Raw genomic sequence first — 18,124 nt, 5'->3', positions numbered from 1 at the left:
CAGGGGTTGGGTGAGTTCAGGAACCAGATCGGGTAAATGCAGTCACTAAGGCTCGAAAGTGCGGCCCGGCCTTGCATCATCGGGCTGCGCGGCCAGGGATAACCCTGGCATCCGAGGTGAATTTTCTTTATCGTCACCGCCCTTTTTAAAAGCCCGAGAAATCAAAATGTTAGAAGCATCCCTCAGCCAATTGGAACAACTGGTCAGCGACCTCGTACAGCAGAATCAAGAATTGCTGGGCAGCAACGAATCCCTCAAGGCCGAGCTGGCCCGCGCCAAGGACGAAAACGACAGCCTGCAACTGAACCTGATGGAACAGGAAGAAAAGCACGGCGCCACCGCCGCCCGCATTCAGGCGCTGGTTGAGCGTGTAAGTGCAGGGCCTGTCAGCGCATGAGTGAGGGCATAAAGGTCGTTTCGATTCTCGGAGAGGATTACTCGATCAAGGCACCGGCCGGCGAAGATCAGACCCTGATGCATGCCGTGACCATGCTCAAGGCCTCCCTGGCGGTTACCAAGAAAAAGTACCCGACCCTGATCGGTGACAAGCTATTGGTACTGGCCGCGCTGAACCTGTGCGCCGAGCAGATTGAAATGCAACAGGCTCACCAGCAGGAACTCGACCGTTACCAAGAGCAAGTCAGCGCCACGGTCGATGTGATCTCCAAGGTGATCGGTCAGCCTTAGAACCACTCGTCTTGCATGCCCAGGCACGTATCGTCGCGTGCCTCAAGAATCGCCAGTTCATGATGGCAGCTCGGTACTTCCCAGGTCAGGAAGTACCGGGCGGCCTGGAGCTTGCCCTTATAAAAGGCCGCGTCAGCCGCTTCCCCCTTGGCCAGCCCTTCTTCGGCGCGGATCGCCTGTTCCAGCCAGCGCCAGCCAATCACCGTGTGCCCGAACACTTTCAAGTACAGCGCCGAGTTCGCCAGGCTGCTGTTGACCTTGCCTTGGGCGAGATCGGTCAGCAGGCCAATCGTGACGCTTTGCAGCCGGTTTACCAGTTGCTCCAGAGGCTCTCGCAGTGCCGTGAGTGAAGGGTGCTTTTGCGCCCGGGCTCCGGTTTCGGCGATCAGGCGAATCAACTGCTTTAAACCGGCGCCGCCGTTCTGCGCCAATTTGCGCCCGAGCAGGTCCAGGGACTGGATGCCGTGGGTGCCTTCATGGATGGGGTTCAGACGGTTGTCGCGGTAGTACTGCTCCACCGGGTATTCGCGGGTGTAGCCGTGGCCGCCAAGAATCTGGATCGCCAGCTCGTTGGCCTTGAGGCAGAACTCCGACGGCCAGGATTTGACGATCGGCGTAAGCAGGTCCAGCAGTTCGTGGGCTTGCTTGCGCTCGGTGTCGGTTTGCAGGGTGGTGGTGTCGTCGAATAGCCGCGCCGCGTAGAGGCCGAGGTCAAAGGCGCCTTCCACATAGGCTTTCTGGGTCAGTAGCATGCGCTTGATGTCGGCGTGCTGGATGATCGCCACCGGTACGGTGCTCGGGTCTTTGCTATCAGGCAGGCGCCCCTGGGGCCGTTCGCGGGCGTAGTCCAGGGAGTAGAGGTAGCCGGCGTAACCGAGCATCACCGCGCCCATGCCCACGCCGATGCGTGCCTCGTTCATCATCTGGAACATGCAGCTCAGCCCCTGGTGCGGCTTGCCCACCAGATAGCCGACGCAGTTGCCGTTATCGCCGAAGTTAAGCGCCGTGGACGTGGTGCCGCGCCAGCCCATCTTGTGGAACAGCCCCGCCAGCAGCACATCGTTGCGAGCGCCCAGGCTGCCGTCATCGTTGACCAGGAACTTGGGCACGATAAACAGCGAAATGCCCTTCACGCCTGCGGGAGCGTCCGGCAATTTGGCCAGCACCATGTGCACGATGTTTTCCGACAGCGAATGGTCGCCACCGGAGATAAAGATCTTGTTGCCCTTGAGCCGATAACTGCCGTCAGCCGCGGGTTCTGCACGGGTCCGAATGTCCGACAGGGAGGAACCGGCATGGGGCTCGGTCAGGGCCATGGTGCCGAAGAAGCGCCCGTCGATCATTGGCTGCAGGAAGCGTTGTTTCTGCTCCTCGGTGCCGAAGCTCTCAATGAGGTTGGCGGCGCCCATGGTCAGGAACGGGTAGGACGTCGAGGCGGCGTTGGCCGATTGGAAGTGCGCGAAACAAGCCTGGGACAACAGGGTCGGCAGTTGCATGCCGCCTGCTTCAAAGCTGCGTGCTGCGTTGAGGAAGCCGGCTTCAAGGAAGGCGTCCACGGCGGGTTTGACCTCGGGGATCAGGATCGCCTGGCCGTTTTCATAGCGTGGCTCGTTTTCGTCGTTCTTGCGGTTGTGAGGGGCGAAGTACTTTTCTGCGATGTTGCGCGCCGTGCTGATCGCGGCATCGAAGGTTTCGCGGTTGTGTTCGGCAAACCGCTCGCGCTGGGTCAGGCCCTCGGCATCGAGGACTTCGTACAGCTCGAAAGCCAGATTGCGGGAACTGAGCAGCGTCTCGGACATGGCGGCGTACCTTTGAAGGAATTGGCCTGAGTCTAAGTCCGCGAATGGAGGGTGGATAGCAAGATTGATTTAAGTGATAGAAGGGCAGAACGCTGGCGAGGCATCGAGATCTTTCCCACGCTCTGCGTGGGAACGCCTCTTGTGACGCTCCGCGTCACGCTTCTGGACGCAGAGCGTCCTTGAGCTGCATTCCCACGCGGAGCGTGGGAACGATCAGCCGCGATCAGCCGCGTTGTATCAGTTAGCCGATGGTCATCAGGCTGGCGTTACCACCCGCTGCAGCAGTGTTAACGCTCAACGCACGCTCGATCACCAGACGCTCCAGCGCAATCGCCGTTTCGCCTTGCGACATGCCATGCACCCCGACAATTGCCCCACCGCGCTGCGCCACTTGCTGGCACACCGCACGCAGTTGGTCGGAATCACCGTGATGCAGCACAGCGTCAAACACCACGTCGTCCTTGGACCAGTCGGCCACGCGCTTGATCTTCGCCTGAATCTCTTTAGGCAGGCGTGGGAACAAGGCCTTGGTCAGCTCGGTTTCCGGCCATACCGCCGAACCACCGACGGCCAATACCGCCGCCAGTTGGGTCAGCAGGTCGCCTTCCACTTCGGCCAGGCACAGCACGTGCTCGCGCGGCAGGATGGCGTAGCTGTTGCGCTCGCCAGTCGGGCCGGCCAGTTGGCGGGTGATACCGCTCTGCGATTGGGCGGCGAACTGCGTGCACAACGCGCTCAGTTCGCTGAACTTATTGCCGTCGGCCCAGGTTTTCAGGGCGGTCAGCGATTGGCTCATGGCATCACGCAGGCGCACATCCGGCGCGGCCAACTTGTCGCCGCGTATGAAGGATTGCTCGATTGCATCGGTAGGACGAGTCGACAACAAGCGGTACAGGTACAGCGGGCCACCGGCTTTCGGGCCAGTGCCGGACAGGCCTTCGCCGCCGAACGGCTGCACGCCGACCACGGCGCCAACAATGTTGCGGTTGACGTAGACGTTACCGGCATTGACGTTGTCGATCACCTTGGCGATGGTCTCGTCGATGCGGGTGTGTACGCCCAGGGTCAGGCCGTAGCCGGAAGCGTTGATCTGGCCGATGAGCTGGTCGATCTCTTTGCGCTTGTAGCGCACTACGTGCAATACCGGGCCGAAGATCTCGCGTTGCAGTTCGTCGAAGCTTTCCAGCTCGATCAGGGTCGGCATCACGAAGGTGCCGCGCTTGATCTCTTCACCGTCGGCAATCGCCACCTGGTAAACGTTGCGGCCTTTGTCACGCATGGCCTGGATGTGTTTCTCGATGCCGGCCTTGGCTTCGGCGTCGATCACCGGGCCGATGTCGACCGACAGGCGTTCCGGGTTACCCAGGCGGCATTCAGCCATGGCGCCCTTGAGCATTTCGACCACACGGTCTGCCGAATCTTCCTGCAGGCAAAGTACGCGCAGGGCCGAACAACGTTGACCGGCGCTGTCGAAGGCCGACGATACGACGTCGATCACCACTTGTTCGGTCAGCGCCGAGGAATCGACGATCATCGCGTTCTGGCCACCGGTTTCGGCGATCAGCGGAATCGGGCGACCCTGGGCATCCAGGCGACCGGCGACATTGCGTTGCAGCAGGCGCGCCACTTCGGTGGAACCGGTGAACATCACGCCTTTGACGCGATCATCACCCACCAGACGGGCACCGACGCTTTCGCCCTGGCCTGGCAGCAATTGCAGCACACCTTCCGGAATGCCAGCTTCAAGCAGGATGCGTACGGCCTGGGCAGCCACCAGCGGCGTCTGCTCGGCAGGCTTGGCCAGCACCGGGTTACCGGCAGCCAGCGCTGCAGCTACCTGGCCGCTGAAGATGGCGAGCGGGAAGTTCCACGGGCTGATGCACACCACTGGGCCCAATGGGCGGTGGGCGTCATTGGTGAAGTCGTTGCGCGCCTGCACTGCGTAGTAGCGCAGGAAGTCCACGGCTTCACGCACTTCGGCGATGGCGTTGGCGAAGGTCTTGCCGGCTTCGCGGGCCAGCAGGCCCATCAGCGGCTGGATCTCGCCTTCCATCAGGTCGGCGGCGCGTTCCAGGATGGCAGCGCGTTCGGCGGGCGGGGTGGCCTGCCAGATCGGTGCGGCGCTGATGGCGCACTGGATGGCGTTGTCGACGTCTTCGACGGTGGCCTCCTGTACCTGGCCGACCACGTCACGCAGGTCGGATGGGTTCAGCACTGGTTGTGCCGCTTCATTGCTGGCGGCGCAACCGAGCATCGGTGCGGCTTTCCAGTTGTTGTGAGCAGTGGCGAGCAGGGCGCAGGACAGCGAGGCCAGACGATGTTCGTTGGCCAGGTCGATACCGGCCGAGTTGGCGCGGTCGCTGCCGTACAGGTCACGCGGCAAAGGGATGCGCGGGTGTGGCAGGCCGAAACCGCCTTCCTGGGTTGCCATTTGCTCGATGCTGGCCACCGGGTCGGCTACCAGTTCCTGGATCGAGATGGACTGGTCAGCGATACGGTTGACGAACGAGGTGTTGGCGCCGTTTTCCAGTAGGCGGCGTACCAGATAGGCCAGCAGTGTTTCGTGGGTACCAACCGGCGCGTATACACGGCACGGACGGTTCAGCTTGCCTTCGGAAACCTTGCCTACAACCTGTTCGTACAGCGGTTCACCCATGCCGTGCAAACACTGGAACTCGTACTGGCCGGGGTAATAGTTCTGACCGGCGATGTGGTAGATAGCCGACAGGGTGTGGGCGTTGTGCGTGGCGAACTGCGGGTAGATGACTTCCGGCACCGACAGCAGTTTTCGTGCGCAGGCAATGTAGGAAACGTCGGTGTACACCTTGCGGGTGTAGACCGGGTAGCCTTCCAGGCCTTCGACCTGGGCGCGCTTGATTTCGCTGTCCCAGTACGCGCCTTTTACCAGGCGGATCATCAGGCGATGGCGGCTGCGGCGGGCCAGGTCGATGACGTAGTCGATCACATACGGGCAACGCTTCTGGTACGCCTGGATCACAAAGCCGATGCCGTTCCAGCCAGTCAATTGCGGCTCGAAGCACAGGCGCTCGAGCAGGTCCAGGGACAGCTCCAGGCGGTCGGCTTCTTCGGCGTCGATGTTCAGGCCGATGTCGTACTGCTTGGCCAGCAAAGTCAGCGACAGCAGGCGCGGGTACAGCTCATCCATCACACGCTCGTACTGCGCACGGCTGTAGCGCGGGTGCAGGGCGGAGAGTTTGATGGAGATGCCCGGGCCTTCATAGATCCCACGGCCATGGGAGGCTTTGCCGATGGAATGAATGGCTTGTTCGTACGAGGCCAGGTACTTCTGGGCGTCGTGTTCGGTGAGTGCGGCTTCACCGAGCATGTCGTAGGAATAGCGGAAGCCCTTGGCTTCGAATTTGCTCGCATTGGCCAAGGCTTCGGCGATGGTTTCGCCGGTGACGAACTGCTCGCCCATCAGGCGCATGGCCATGTCGACGCCCTTGCGGATCATCGGCTCGCCGCTCTTGCCGATGATGCGGCTCAGGGACGAGGTCAGCCCTGCTTCGTTGTGGGTGGACACCAGCTTGCCAGTCAGCAGCAGGCCCCAGGTAGCGGCGTTGACGAACAGCGATGGGCTGTTGCCCAAATGCGGCTGCCAGTTGCCGGTGCTGATCTTGTCGCGGATCAGTGCATCGCGGGTGCCTTTGTCCGGGATGCGCAGCAGCGCTTCGGCCAGGCACATCAGCGCCACGCCTTCCTGGGACGACAGGGAGAATTCTTGCAGCAGGCCCTGAACAATACCGGCACGGCCGCCGGCACTCTTCTGATTGCGCAGTTTTTCGGCAATGCTCGCGGCCAGCTTGTTGGTGGCTTCGGCCATCGGTGCCGGCAGGCGCGCCTGTTCGATCAGCATCGGTACCACTTCCGGCTCGGGGCGGCGGTAAGCGGCGGTGATTGCGGCACGCAATACCGATTGCGGCAGGATGCTCTCGGCGAACTCAAGGAAGCACTGGTGGGCGTGGTCGGCCTGGACCTCGCCGGCATCATCGGCCTCCTTGGTGCTCAAGCCATTGAGCTCGGACAGGGTTGCACCACCCTCGAGTTTCTCCAGGTAATTGAAAATCGCCTGCTTGATCAGCCAGTGCGGCGTGCGATCAATGGAGGTCGCGGCGGCCTTCAGGCGTTCGCGGGTCGGGTCGTCGAGTTTGACCCCAAGGGTGGTCGTTGCCATTTTTTTATCCTCATGGGTGCCACTACCGAGTGGCATCTGCTGGCGGCAAGATTAGCTTTGCCCATCCTGAGGTGCAACCGGGTGCAACCCTTTTGTTGGTTAAATATTCGACGCTTGATCGGAAAAAAATAAACACACGACCGAATCCGCTTCGCGCTGGTGCATTTGCTTCTGAGATCGGCTGTTCTTGCTCCGAAAAGGAGCAAAAAAAGCGCGTTTGTCCTAAAACACACTTGGGTGCAACTTAATCGGCAGAAACTGGTTGCACCTTATTTGCTTTGTTGAATAGCATTCGCGCACCAAGGTGCAACCAACCCTCTGGGTGGGTTCATCGGCTGGCGGCTTTCCTGGGGAAACGCCAGTCATAAATGCGCGGCATGCAGGTTCGTCTATCCGGTTATCCACGGGTGGCCGTCCCCATGACCGTCGCTACATAAAAACAAAGCCAGGGCGTCACTCCTATGAGCGTTAGTAATCCAACCCTGATCACGTTCGTGATCTACATCGCAGCAATGGTGCTGATCGGCCTGATGGCCTATCGCTCCACCAACAACCTTTCCGATTACATCCTGGGCGGTCGCAGCCTCGGTAGCGTGGTGACAGCCTTGTCCGCCGGTGCTTCCGACATGAGCGGCTGGCTGTTGATGGGCTTGCCGGGCGCGATCTACATGTCCGGTCTGTCGGAAAGCTGGATTGCCATCGGCCTGATCGTCGGTGCCTACCTCAACTGGTTGTTCGTGGCCGGCCGCCTGCGCGTGCAGACCGAACACAACGGCGACGCCCTGACCCTGCCGGATTACTTCTCCAGCCGCTTCGAAGATAAAAGCGGCCTGCTGCGGATCATCTCCGCCGTGGTGATCCTGGTGTTCTTCACCATCTACTGCGCCTCCGGCATCGTCGCCGGCGCCCGCCTGTTCGAAAGCACCTTCGGCATGTCCTACGAGACCGCGCTGTGGGCCGGTGCTGCGGCGACTATTGCCTACACCTTCATCGGTGGTTTCCTGGCAGTCAGCTGGACCGACACCGTGCAAGCCACGCTGATGATCTTCGCGCTGATCCTCACGCCGATTATCGTGCTGCTGGCCACCGGCGGCGTAGACACCACCTTCCTGGCCATTGAAGCCAAGGACCCGACCAGCTTCGACATGCTGAAAAACACCACCTTCATCGGCGTTATCTCGTTGATGGGCTGGGGCCTGGGCTACTTCGGCCAGCCGCACATCCTCGCGCGTTTCATGGCGGCGGACTCGGTTAAGTCGATCGCCAAGGCGCGTCGCATCTCCATGACCTGGATGATCCTGTGCCTGGGCGGCACCGTGGCGGTGGGCTTCTTCGGTATCGCTTACTTCTCGGCGCACCCGGAAGTGGCAGGCCCGGTGACTGAAAACCCAGAGCGTGTGTTTATCGAGCTGGCCAAAATCCTGTTCAATCCATGGGTTGCCGGTGTGTTGCTGTCGGCCATTCTGGCGGCTGTGATGAGCACCCTGAGCTGCCAACTGCTGGTGTGCTCCAGCGCCCTGACCGAAGACTTCTACAAGGCGTTCCTGCGCAAAGGCGCTTCCCAGCTTGAGCTGGTATGGGTCGGTCGCATCATGGTGCTGGTAGTGGCCTTGATCGCCATCGCCATGGCCGCCAACCCGGAAAACCGCGTACTGGGCCTGGTCAGCTACGCCTGGGCCGGTTTCGGTGCAGCCTTCGGCCCTGTGGTACTGATCTCGGTCATCTGGAAACACATGACCCGCAACGGCGCCCTGGCCGGCATCCTGGTCGGCGCGATCACCGTGATCGTGTGGAAGCACTTCGAATTGCTGGGCCTGTACGAAATCATCCCAGGCTTCATCTTCGCCAGCCTGGCGATCTACTTCGTGAGCAAGATGGGCGCACCGACGGTGGGCATGGTCGAGCGTTTTGATGCTGCGGAAAAAGATTACAACTTGAACAAGTAATTCGCTGGGCGTTTAACGCCTGCTGAACGAACAAGAAAGGCCCACGTCCGAAGGACACTGGGCCTTTTTTTGTGTGGGCTGATTGGTGCAATTGCCGTCGATGCTCGTGGGTTCCAGCGGTGCTCACGTAGGACCTTACTTATTTGCCGAGGCAGCGCTCGGCAAGGCGAACGGCTGGTGCAGAATCGACCGCCCACCCTTCGCAGAGAAACACCGGATGTTCGCTCCTGCCAACCAACCTGCATTTACCCTGGCCCTGGATGGGGCGCCGAGTGATTTCGAGGTGTTCGCGTTCGACGGCACCGAGGCCATCAGCCAGCCCTATCGTTTTGAACTTGAGTTGGTCAGCGAGCAGCCGGATATCGACCTGGAGGGCTTGCTGCATCGCCAGGTGTACTTGGGCTTCGACGATCAGGGGCATGGCGTTCACGGCCTGGTGTATCGGGTTGCCCAGGGCGACTCGGGCCGGCGCCTGACGCGCTACCAGCTCAGCCTTGCGCCGCATCTGGCGTACCTGGCACACAGCAGCCACCAGCGCATTTTTCAGCATAAGACGGTGCCGCAGATTGTTGCCCAAGTGCTGGCCGGGCAGGGGATTCACAGTGACCGCTTCGAGTTCCGGTTGAGCGGTGATTACCCTGAGCGTGAATATTGCGTGCAGTTCGGCGAGAGCGACCTGGCGTTCATCCAGCGCCTGTGTGCCGAGCTGGGTATTCACTATCACTTCCAGCATTCCCCCGCAGGGCATCTGCTGGTGTTTGGCGATGACCAGACCGTATTTGCCCAGGCAGATCAGCCCACGCCGTACCGGCCTGGTTCGGGAATGGTCGCCGCTAACCCTGCGATCAAGCGCTTCACCTTGCAATTGGCGACCTGCACCACGGCGTTGAGTCTTCGCGATTACGACTTTCGCAAACCCCATGTCGAGCTGGAAAGCGCAGCCGTCGACAAGTCATTGCCCAAGCTTGAAGCGCAGCGCTACCCCGGCAACTTTTCCGACCGAGCCCAAGGCAGATGCCTCGCCCAGCGTGGCCTGGAGCGGTACCGCAGCGACTATCGTAGTGCCCATGGCCAGGCCGATGAGCCGGCGTTGGCCAGTGGCCGGTTTCTGCAGTTGCGTGAGCACCCCCGTGAGGACTGGAACGACCTGTGGCTGGTGACGCAGGTGCGCCATGAAGGCAAGCAGCCTCAGGTGCTTGAGGAGGCGGTCACCGAGGAGGACGGAGGGGAACTGCGCCAAGGGTATCGCAACGCATTTGTCGCCGCGCCATGGGATGCGGTGTTTCGTCCGCCCTTGCCGGAGCAGCCGCGCCCGACGGTATCGGGATATCAAAGTGCAGTGGTCACCGGCCCGGTTGACAGTGAGGTTCACTGTGACGAATACGGCCGGGTCAAGGTGCAACTGGCCTGGGATCGTGTCGGCGAGCACAACGACCATTCCAGTTGCTGGCTGCGGGTCGCCAGTGGCTGGGCCCATGACCGTTATGGCGTGGTGCTGATACCCCGGGTGGGCATGGAAGTGCTGGTGGGGTTCGTCAATGGCGACATGGATATGCCGCTGGTGGTGGGGTGCCTGCCCAACGCCGCCACGCCTGTGCCCCTCGACCTGCCCGCGGACAAGACCCGTAGTCTCTGGCGTAGCCAGAGCAGCCCTGGCGGTGGTGGCTACAACGAACTGCGTATCGAGGACCGCAAGGGCGCCGAAGAAATCTACCTGCGCGCCCAGCGGGACTGGACCGAGCATGTGCTGCATGATCAACAGGTACAGGTCGATAACCAGCGTCGCGTGCAGGTGGGTGGCGAGTCGCGCCATGAGTTGCAGGGCCAGGAGCAGCGCATCACCCACGGCAACCGTTTGACCGAGCTCAAGCAGGATGACCATCTGGTGGTTGGCGGTTCGCAGCACATGCGTGCCGGGCAAATCATTGCGCTGGGGGCCGGGCAAAGCATCATCATTGATGCGGGTGCCAGCGTGACGATCCAGGCGGGTGGGCAGTCGATCACATTGTCAGCGGGCGGGATTTTCAGCAGTGTGCCGATCCAGCTCGGCAGCGCGCCTGCCCCGACGCCGGCGCCGTTAATGCCTGGGTTGAAAGAGGCTGTATTGGCAGCGGTTCCCGCGCCGTTAAGCCGTGCACAAGTGTTCAGCCTCAAACGCAGCGCGCCGTTCTGCGAAGAATGCGAGCGCTGCAAGAACGGCCAGTGCGACATCGACGCCCATACACGGAGTGCGTCCTGATGCCCGCGCTCTTGACGCCCAATGCCTGGCTGGCGCAATACCCGTTGCAGCCTGATGAACAGCTGTACGCCGTGCTGGGCAATGCCAGCGACGCCAAGCCGCTCGCCGCCTGGCAAGCCACGGCCGCTGCAAAGATGCCGCGACCGATCTGGGCGGGCACGGCCTACGCTGACTGGGATGAGGTCATGCCCTACGTTGGCGTCGTTGAGCCGAGCAGTGCCTTTCTCGATTGGATAGCCACCACCCAAGCGCCGGATTGGGGCTGGCTGGCGGTCTCGTCCAGCCCGCTGGAGGTGGTGATCGCGCATTTTAAGGGTTTGACCCAGGTGTACCTCTCTGAAAACCAGCCGGTGTTTTTGCGTTTCTGGGATGGCGCGCACCTTTTGCCGATGTTGCAGTCATTAGGCGACGAGGCCGGGCGCGTGTTGCCAGTGTTCCAGCGCTACTTGATCAACGGCCAGCCGCTGTCGGTGGCGGCCAAACCAGTCACTGCGGCCCCAGCCAGCCCCTGGTGGCAGGTGCCGGAATCGTTGCTCAAGCATATGGCGCAGCAGTCACCGCAGGTGCTGGTCGACAACCTGCTGCAATGGCTCCAAGAGCAGCGTCCTGACCTCTATACCGCGTTTACGCCAGCAACCTTGCAGCATAAAGTCGCCTACTTCGCACGCAGGCCGCAAATCAGCCATGGTGCACTGGCTGATTACCTTGCCTCGCAGCTCAGTTGAGCCCCTGGCGATAGCGTCACTTCCGTGCCGCCCGCCATGCGGCCCTGCACCTTTGCACCGGTAGAAGGTAAACTTCGCCCTCTGCGCAGGAGCAACCATGAATTATCGTCACGCCTTTCACGCCGGCAACCATGCCGATGTCTTCAAACACCTGACCTTGACCCGCCTCATCGCCCTGATGTCGCGCAAGGAACAGCCGTTCGCCTACCTCGACACTCACGCAGGCATTGGCTTGTATGACTTGCAGGGCGACCAGGCCAACCGCACCGGTGAGTACCTGGAAGGCATCGCCCGCCTGTGGGGCGCAAGCGACCTGCCGCCGCTGACCGCCGACTACATGCGCGTGTTGCACGAGATGAACCCGGATGGCCAGTTACGCTACTACCCGGGCTCGCCGGAACTGGCGCGCCGCCTCACACGGCCCCAGGACCGTGTGCTGCTCAATGAGAAGCACCCGGAAGATGGCGTGCTGCTCAAGGACAACATGAAGGGTGATCGCCGCGTCAAAGTGCACCTGGGCGAGGGCTGGCATGTACCACGGGCCTTGCTGCCGGTGCCGGAAAAGCGCGGGCTGATGCTGATCGACCCGCCGTTTGAAAAACTCGACGAAATGCAGCGTTGCGCCGCGTCCCTCAAGGAGGCTGTTAGCCGTATGCGCCAGACGGTGGCGGCGATCTGGTACCCGGTGAAAGACCAGCGCATGTTGCGCCGTTTCTACCAAGACCTGGCCGGTACCGGTGCGCCGAAGCTGCTGCGTGTGGAGTTGCTGGTGCATCCGCTGGACACGCCCAATACCCTCACCGGCTCGGGCCTGGCGATTGCCAACCCGCCGTGGGGCCTGGAAGAGGAATTGCGTGAGTTGCTGCCATGGTTGTCCAAGCAACTGGGCCAGACCCAGGGTGGCTGGCAGATGGATTGGCTGATCGCCGAGTAACCGATCGTTCCCGCGCTCCGCGTGGTAACGCAGCCTGTGACGCTCCGCGTCACGATGTTAAAAGCGGACGCGGAGCGTCCAGTACGGCATTCCCACGCGGAGCGTGGGAATGATCATGGCACAAGGGTCAGATCGGGCAGGTCACGCCCGTGCCGCCGATCCCGCAGTAGCCCTGGGGGTTCTTCGCCAGGTACTGCTGGTGATACGCCTCGGCGAAGTACACCGTCGGGGCCTCTTCGATTTCCGTGGTGATCTCACCCAGGCCGGCCTTGCTCAGCTCTTGCTGATACGCCTCGGCACTGGCCTTGGCTGCCGCCAGTTGCTCAGGCGTGGTGGCGTAGATCACCGAACGGTACTGGCTGCCGATGTCGTTGCCCTGGCGCATGCCCTGGGTCGGGTTGTGCAGTTCCCAGAACATTTTCAGCAGGTCTTCGTATTTCACCTTGGCCTGGTCATACACCACCAGCACCACTTCGCTATGGCCGGTCAGGCCCGAGCAGACTTCTTCATAAGTGGGGTTAGGCGTAAAGCCGCCAGCGTAGCCGACCACGGTGCTGACCACGCCGTCGCGCTGCCAGAACTTGCGTTCTGCGCCCCAGAAGCAGCCCAGGCCGAAGATCGCAAAGCCGACGTCATCCAGGAACGGGCCCAGCAGTGGGTTGCCGTTGACGAAGTGCGTTTCCGGCAACTTCATCGGGGTTTCACGACCAGGCAACGCTTGTTCTTGAGTAGGCAGCACGTTTTTGTTCACCAGAATTTCCGAGCGCAAGACCATGATCAGTCCTCTCGTCAGGTTAAGTAACAGTAAATTGTCAGACAGCCAGTGTGCCCGAGTGTTACAGCGCTGTCAGGCGATTGGCCCGCGTGGGTAGCGTTTAAGCCTCTGCATCAGCTCGGCACCCGGGATCGGGCGGTCGAACAGGTAGCCCTGGCCCACGTCGCAACGGTGCCGGCGCAGGAACGCCAACTGCTCAGCGGTTTCGATGCCTTCGGCCACGACCTTGAGTTTGAGGTTGTGGGCCATGGCGATCACCGCCGAGGTGATTTCCATGTCGTCCTGGTTGTCCGGGATTTCATGGATAAAGCTGCGATCAATCTTAATGATGTCGATGGGGAATTTTTTCAAGTAGCTCAGCGACGAGTAACCGGTACCGAAGTCGTCCATCGCCAGGGTCAGGCCAAAGCTCTTGAGCTGGTCCAGTTGCAGGCGCGTATCTTCGGTGGCTTCCAGCAGCAAGCCTTCGGTCAGCTCCAGCTCCAGCAGGTTGGCCGGCAGCTGTTCCTCCTTGAGGATGGTGGCAATCGAGGCCACCAGGTCCGGGTCGGAGAATTGCTTGGGCGACAGGTTGATGGCCACCTGCAAGTTGCCCAGGCCTGCGGCCGTCAATTGGCGGCTCATGCGGCAGGCCTGGCGCGCGATCCATTTACCGATGGGGATGATCAGCCCGGTTTCTTCAGCCACGCTGATGAACTGGTCGGGGCGGATCATGCCTTTTTCCGGGTGGTTCCAGCGCAACAGTGCTTCCATGCCCAGCAGGCGACCGCTGCGCAGGCATAGCTTGGGCTGGTAGAACACGTCCAGCTCGTTCTGGGTCAGGGCACGGCGCAGATTGTTTTCCACGAACAGCTTGTAGCTGGCCTCGGCATTCAGGGCTTCGGTGAACACCTGCACCTGGTGTTTACCGTTGGCCTTGGCCTTGTGCAGGGCCAGGCCGGCGTTGCGCATCAAGGTCTGTGGGTCGCGACCATGCAGCGGCGCACAGGCCAGGCCCACGGAGCCGGTGACGCTGATCAATTGGTTGTCGACGAACATCGGCTTGTCGAGGGTGGTCAGCAACTGGCTGGCCACCTGCTGGCCGGTCTCAAGGTCGGCGTCGTCCAACAGCACCGCGAATTCGTTGCTGGCAAAACGCGCCAGGCTGCCGCCGCTGCTCAAGCTGTTGCGCAGGCGGCGCGCCAGGCTGATCAGCAACTTGTCGCCGGTCTGGTGGCCGAGGCTGTCGTTGATGCGCTTGAAGTTGTCGATGTCCACCAATAGCAGGCTGATCGGGCTGTCGCTGTCGCGGGCAAAGCGCTCGTCGAGGTTGCGAATGAACGCGGGGCGATTGCCCAGGTTGGTCAGGTTGTCGGTGTAGGCCAGGCGTTCGATGCGCTGCTGCGCCAGCTTGGTCTGGGTGATGTCTTCGTAGATGCCGATGTAGTGGGTCAGCTCGCGGTTGTCGCCATACACCTTGGAAATCGACAGCTGGCCCCAGTACGGTTCCAGGTTCTTGCGGCGGCTCTTGAACTCGCCTTGCCAGCTGTTGCTTTTGGCCAAGGCCGAAGGCGCGTCGAACAGCAATTCGCTGAGGTTCTCCAGAGCTGGCAGTTGGGCCAGGCGATGGCCGTGGACTTCTTCGGCGCTGTATTGGGTAATCGCGGTGAAGCTGGGGTTGACGTACTCCACCACGCCGTCGCAATTGACCAGCAAAAACGCGTTGGCGCTTTGCTCCACGGCGCGCTGGAACAAGTGCAGGGCGCTGGTGGCAGTGCGGCGGTTGTGGTTGTTGATGACCTGGGCGAACTGGTCTGCCAGCTCGCCGGCGAATGCGATCTCATCGGACTGCCAGGCGCGCGGGCTGCCACCTTGCTCCAGGCACAGCACGCCGACGACCTGGCCGTCGACACGGATGCTGGCGTCGAGCATCGCGTGGATGTCCTTGGCGCGCAGGCTTTCGGCCATTTCCCGGGTGCGTGGGTCGCGCAGGGCGTGGGTGGCGTCGATGGCGCGGCTGGAGTGCAGGGCCTCCAGATAATCCGGGAAGCCGCTGGCATCAATGGCTTCAGGCAGATGGTGTTGTTGATCGGCGCGGTGATAGGCAGAGATCGGTACCAGATGATGGCCTTCGAGGTTCCAGATGCTGGCGCAGTCGATCTGGTAAATGTCGCAGGCGCTGCGCGTGATCAGTTCAGCGGCTTCTTGCAGGGAATTTGGCGTTGTGTAGCGTTGGCGCGCCAGCAGCAGGATCAGTTCTTGCTGGGCGCGCACTCGCTCCAGATGTTGCAACTGCTCCTGCTGCGCTCGCTGGTTGAGCTCCAGGGCGATTTGCAGGCGGCTGTTCTGGTTTTCCAGGTCGACCGTCGGGGCGGGTGCGCTGGTCTCGCTGAACAGCCCCTCGACCACCATCAGGTAGCCGCGCACCAGGTGGCGGTTATGTTGTTTGTAGGCCTCGCCCATCTCCAGCACGCTCAGCGGGCCGTCATGGGTGTGCAGGTTGTAGCGCACCAGATAATGGGGGCTGTGGGCCAGTTGCTGCTGGATCGCATCGTGCAACTGGTAGCGCGCCTGGGGTTCCATCAGGCTGGCGTAGGGCGTGCCGATCAAGGCGCAGAGTTCAACCGCCGGCAGGCCAAACTGGCGTTCGCAATTGGGATCGAGGTAGAGCAGGGCCCAGCTTGCCTCATTAAGCCGCTCGAAACGCAGCATACCGAGGCGCGAAGGCACCGGTAATTGCGTCACTACCTCGGCCGCCATACGGGCGACATCGGGTTGGCTTTTCATGGGGAAGCTCGCTTGGGAAAATGCGCACTGCGCTGGGCTCACGCCCTCTTGACTGTCGACTGCGGCAAGGTTGCATCATGCAGGACGCAGTGACAAGAGAGGATGAAGGCTAAGTGCTATAAGCCTGTTATCGGCCGCGCGAGGGATTTCTGTAATTGGGGTGATCGATGGTGCGTTGACGCAGGTAGGGTGCTTGCGTGTGGCGAGCAAGCTTGCTTGCGCTGGGCTGCGCAGCGGCCCCAAAATCTTGGGAGCGCTTCGCACTCCAGCGGGAGCAAGCTCCCTCGTCACAGCAAGCTCGCTCCTACGAAAGGCAGGCAAAAAAAGCCCCGCCAAGTGGCGGGGTTGAGGTACGAGCGTGGCGCTCGGAAATCGGTGTGGCAAGGGCCTTCCAGGTAACAGGAAGGCCCCGCGACTTACAGCAGGATGGTGCGGATGTCGTTCAGCAGCTGGCTCAGGCGCTGGGTGAAGCGCGCAGCCGCAGCACCGTTGATCACACGGTGATCGTAGGACAGCGACAGTGGCAGCATCAGCTTGGGTTGGAACGCTTTACCGTCCCACACAGGCTGGATGGTGGCCTTGGACACACCCAGGATCGCCACTTCGGGTGCGTTGACGATTGGCGTGAAGCCAGTGCCGCCAATGTGGCCGAGGCTGGAGATGGTGAAGCAGGCGCCCTGCATGTCGTCCGGGGTGAGCTTCTTGTCGCGGGCCTTGGCAGCCAGCGCAGCCGCTTCGCCAGCGAGTTGCAGGAGGCTCTTCTGATCGACGTTCTTGATGACCGGTACCAGCAGGCCATCCGGGGTGTCGACCGCAAAGCCGATGTGCACGTACTTCTTGCGAATGATCGCCTTGCCGCTTGGCGCCAGCGAGCTGTTGAAGTCCGGCAGTTCCTTGAGCAGGTGTGCACAGGCCTTGAGCAGCAGTGGCAGCACGGTCAGCTTCACGCCGGCCTTCTCGGCCACGGCTTTCTGCGCAACGCGGAACGCTTCCAGGTCGGTGATATCGGCCTGGTCGAATTGGGTCACGTGCGGGATGTTCAACCAGCTGGCATGCAGGCCTGCCGCGCCGATTTGCATCAGGCGGGTCATCGGCACTTCTTCGATTTCGCCGAAGCGGCTGAAATCCACGGTACGGATCGGCGGAATGCCCGAACCACCGGTAGCGCCGCCGGCAGCCGGAGCTTCCTTGGCTTTTTGCATCATGGCTTTGACGTAAACCTGCACGTCTTCCTTCAGCACACGGCCGTGAGGGCCGCTGGCTGCAACAGCGCTCAGCTCGACGCCAAATTCACGGGCCAGCTGACGCACGGCTGGGCCGGCGTGAACCTTGGCACCGCTTGGCGCAGGCGCAGCAGCCCCGGGGGCTGGTGCAGCTTCGGCTTTTGCGGCCGGAGCAGGGGCAGCAGCGGCAGGTGCCGCTTCAGCCTTGGCAGCCGGAGCAGCAGCCGGTGCTGGTGCGGCGGCTGGCGCAGCACCTTGTACTTTGAGCTTGAGGATGAAGTCACCGGTGCCGACTTCGTCTTCCAGCTTGACCGCGATGCTTTCCACTACGCCGGCAGCCGGCGATGGGATTTCCATGGAAGCCTTGTCGGACTCCAGGGTGATCAGCGACTGGTCGGCTTCAACGGTGTCGCCGACCTTGACCAGCAGCTCGATGATCTTGGCCTTGCCCGACGAACCGATGTCCGGGACGTGAATGTCCTGGACGGTCGCGGCGGCAGGTGCAGCGGCCGGGGCTGGAGCAGCCTCGGCAGCGGCAGGCTTTTCAGCAGCAGGTGCAGGTGCAGCGGCGGCCGGAGGGGCTGCATCAGCAGCGCCTTCGATTTCCAGCTCCAGCAGTTCGTCGCCTTCTTTCAGACGGTCGCCCAGCTTCACTTTCAGGCTTTTGACCACGCCGGCCTTGGGAGCAGGGATTTCCATGCTCGCCTTGTCCGACTCGAGGGTCAGGATGCTCTGGTCGGCTTCGACGGTGTCGCCGACCTTCACAAACAGCTCGATTACTTCACCTTCACCGCTGCCGATGTCAGGTACGCGAATGAGTTCGCTCACAAAAAAT

At 61.7% G+C, this 18,124-nt stretch carries 11 protein-coding genes; 6 read left to right on the top strand and 5 right to left on the bottom strand.

The features are described 5' to 3' along the window. Positions 1-166: 166 nt before the first annotated feature. Positions 167-397, top strand: a complete 231-nt coding sequence (locus tag GIV26_RS03910) for a hypothetical protein (protein WP_003187970.1) — start codon at positions 167-169, stop codon at positions 395-397. Then, the gene (locus GIV26_RS03905; protein ID WP_003187971.1) at positions 394-687 is read left to right on the top strand and encodes a cell division protein ZapA; all 294 of its coding nucleotides are present in this window, start codon (positions 394-396) and stop codon (positions 685-687) included. The genes GIV26_RS03910 and GIV26_RS03905 overlap by 4 nt, the downstream gene beginning before the upstream one ends. Here GIV26_RS03905 and GIV26_RS03900 read toward each other — a convergent pair. Together GIV26_RS03900 and putA are read right to left on the bottom strand one after the other, a co-directional pair. Beyond that, complete coding sequence (locus tag GIV26_RS03900) at positions 684-2,486, bottom strand: acyl-CoA dehydrogenase (RefSeq protein WP_236279531.1); 1,803 nt, start codon at positions 2,484-2,486, stop codon at positions 684-686. The genes GIV26_RS03905 and GIV26_RS03900 overlap by 4 nt on opposite strands. Positions 2,487-2,727: 241 nt before the next feature. Further along, positions 2,728-6,681: a trifunctional transcriptional regulator/proline dehydrogenase/L-glutamate gamma-semialdehyde dehydrogenase gene (putA, locus tag GIV26_RS03895; RefSeq protein WP_236279530.1), complete on the bottom strand. Its 3,954-nt coding sequence runs from the start codon at positions 6,679-6,681 to the stop codon at positions 2,728-2,730. A gap of 461 nt (positions 6,682-7,142) precedes the next feature. On the opposite strand from putA, the gene putP reads away from it, so the two are divergent. The 4 genes from putP (at position 7,143) to GIV26_RS03875 (ending at position 12,525) form a co-directional block, all read left to right on the top strand. After that, a complete protein-coding gene (gene putP / locus GIV26_RS03890; RefSeq protein ID WP_034125609.1) occupies positions 7,143-8,627 on the top strand; it encodes a sodium/proline symporter PutP in 1,485 nt (494 codons plus the stop codon). Between the two features lie 217 nt (positions 8,628-8,844). Next, the gene (locus GIV26_RS03885) at positions 8,845-10,866 is read left to right on the top strand and encodes a type VI secretion system Vgr family protein (protein WP_236279529.1); all 2,022 of its coding nucleotides are present in this window, start codon (positions 8,845-8,847) and stop codon (positions 10,864-10,866) included. Continuing rightward, a complete protein-coding gene (locus GIV26_RS03880) occupies positions 10,866-11,591 on the top strand; it encodes a DUF4123 domain-containing protein (protein ID WP_060764896.1) in 726 nt (241 codons plus the stop codon). Before GIV26_RS03885 ends, GIV26_RS03880 begins: the two co-directional genes overlap by 1 nt. 97 nt (positions 11,592-11,688) lie before the next feature. Next, positions 11,689-12,525 (top strand): 23S rRNA (adenine(2030)-N(6))-methyltransferase RlmJ, encoded by an 837-nt coding sequence (locus tag GIV26_RS03875; protein WP_014716619.1) that lies wholly within the window; start codon positions 11,689-11,691, stop codon positions 12,523-12,525. A 127-nt stretch (positions 12,526-12,652) separates the two neighbouring features. Here GIV26_RS03875 and msrA read toward each other — a convergent pair whose 3' ends face one another. The 3 genes from msrA to aceF all read right to left on the bottom strand — a co-directional run bounded on the left by msrA (position 12,653) and on the right by aceF (position 18,117). After that, on the bottom strand, positions 12,653-13,300 hold the full coding sequence (gene msrA / locus GIV26_RS03870) for a peptide-methionine (S)-S-oxide reductase MsrA (protein ID WP_014716620.1): 648 nt from the start codon (positions 13,298-13,300) through the stop codon (positions 12,653-12,655). 72 nt (positions 13,301-13,372) lie between these two features. Then, the gene (locus GIV26_RS03865) at positions 13,373-16,066 is read right to left on the bottom strand and encodes a putative bifunctional diguanylate cyclase/phosphodiesterase (RefSeq protein WP_034125612.1); all 2,694 of its coding nucleotides are present in this window, start codon (positions 16,064-16,066) and stop codon (positions 13,373-13,375) included. 416 nt (positions 16,067-16,482) lie between these two features. Then, entirely contained in the window at positions 16,483-18,117 is a 1,635-nt protein-coding gene (gene aceF / locus GIV26_RS03860) for a dihydrolipoyllysine-residue acetyltransferase (RefSeq protein ID WP_236279528.1), read from the bottom strand. Between the last annotated feature and the right edge of the window lie 7 nt (positions 18,118-18,124).

It is taken from the genome of Pseudomonas sp. PA-1-3F, from assembly GCF_021609665.1.
GTDB lineage: Bacteria > Pseudomonadota > Gammaproteobacteria > Pseudomonadales > Pseudomonadaceae > Aquipseudomonas > Aquipseudomonas paracarnis.
The sequence above is the reverse complement of the archived record's forward strand: the minus strand, read 5'-3'. Positions and strand labels throughout refer to the sequence as shown.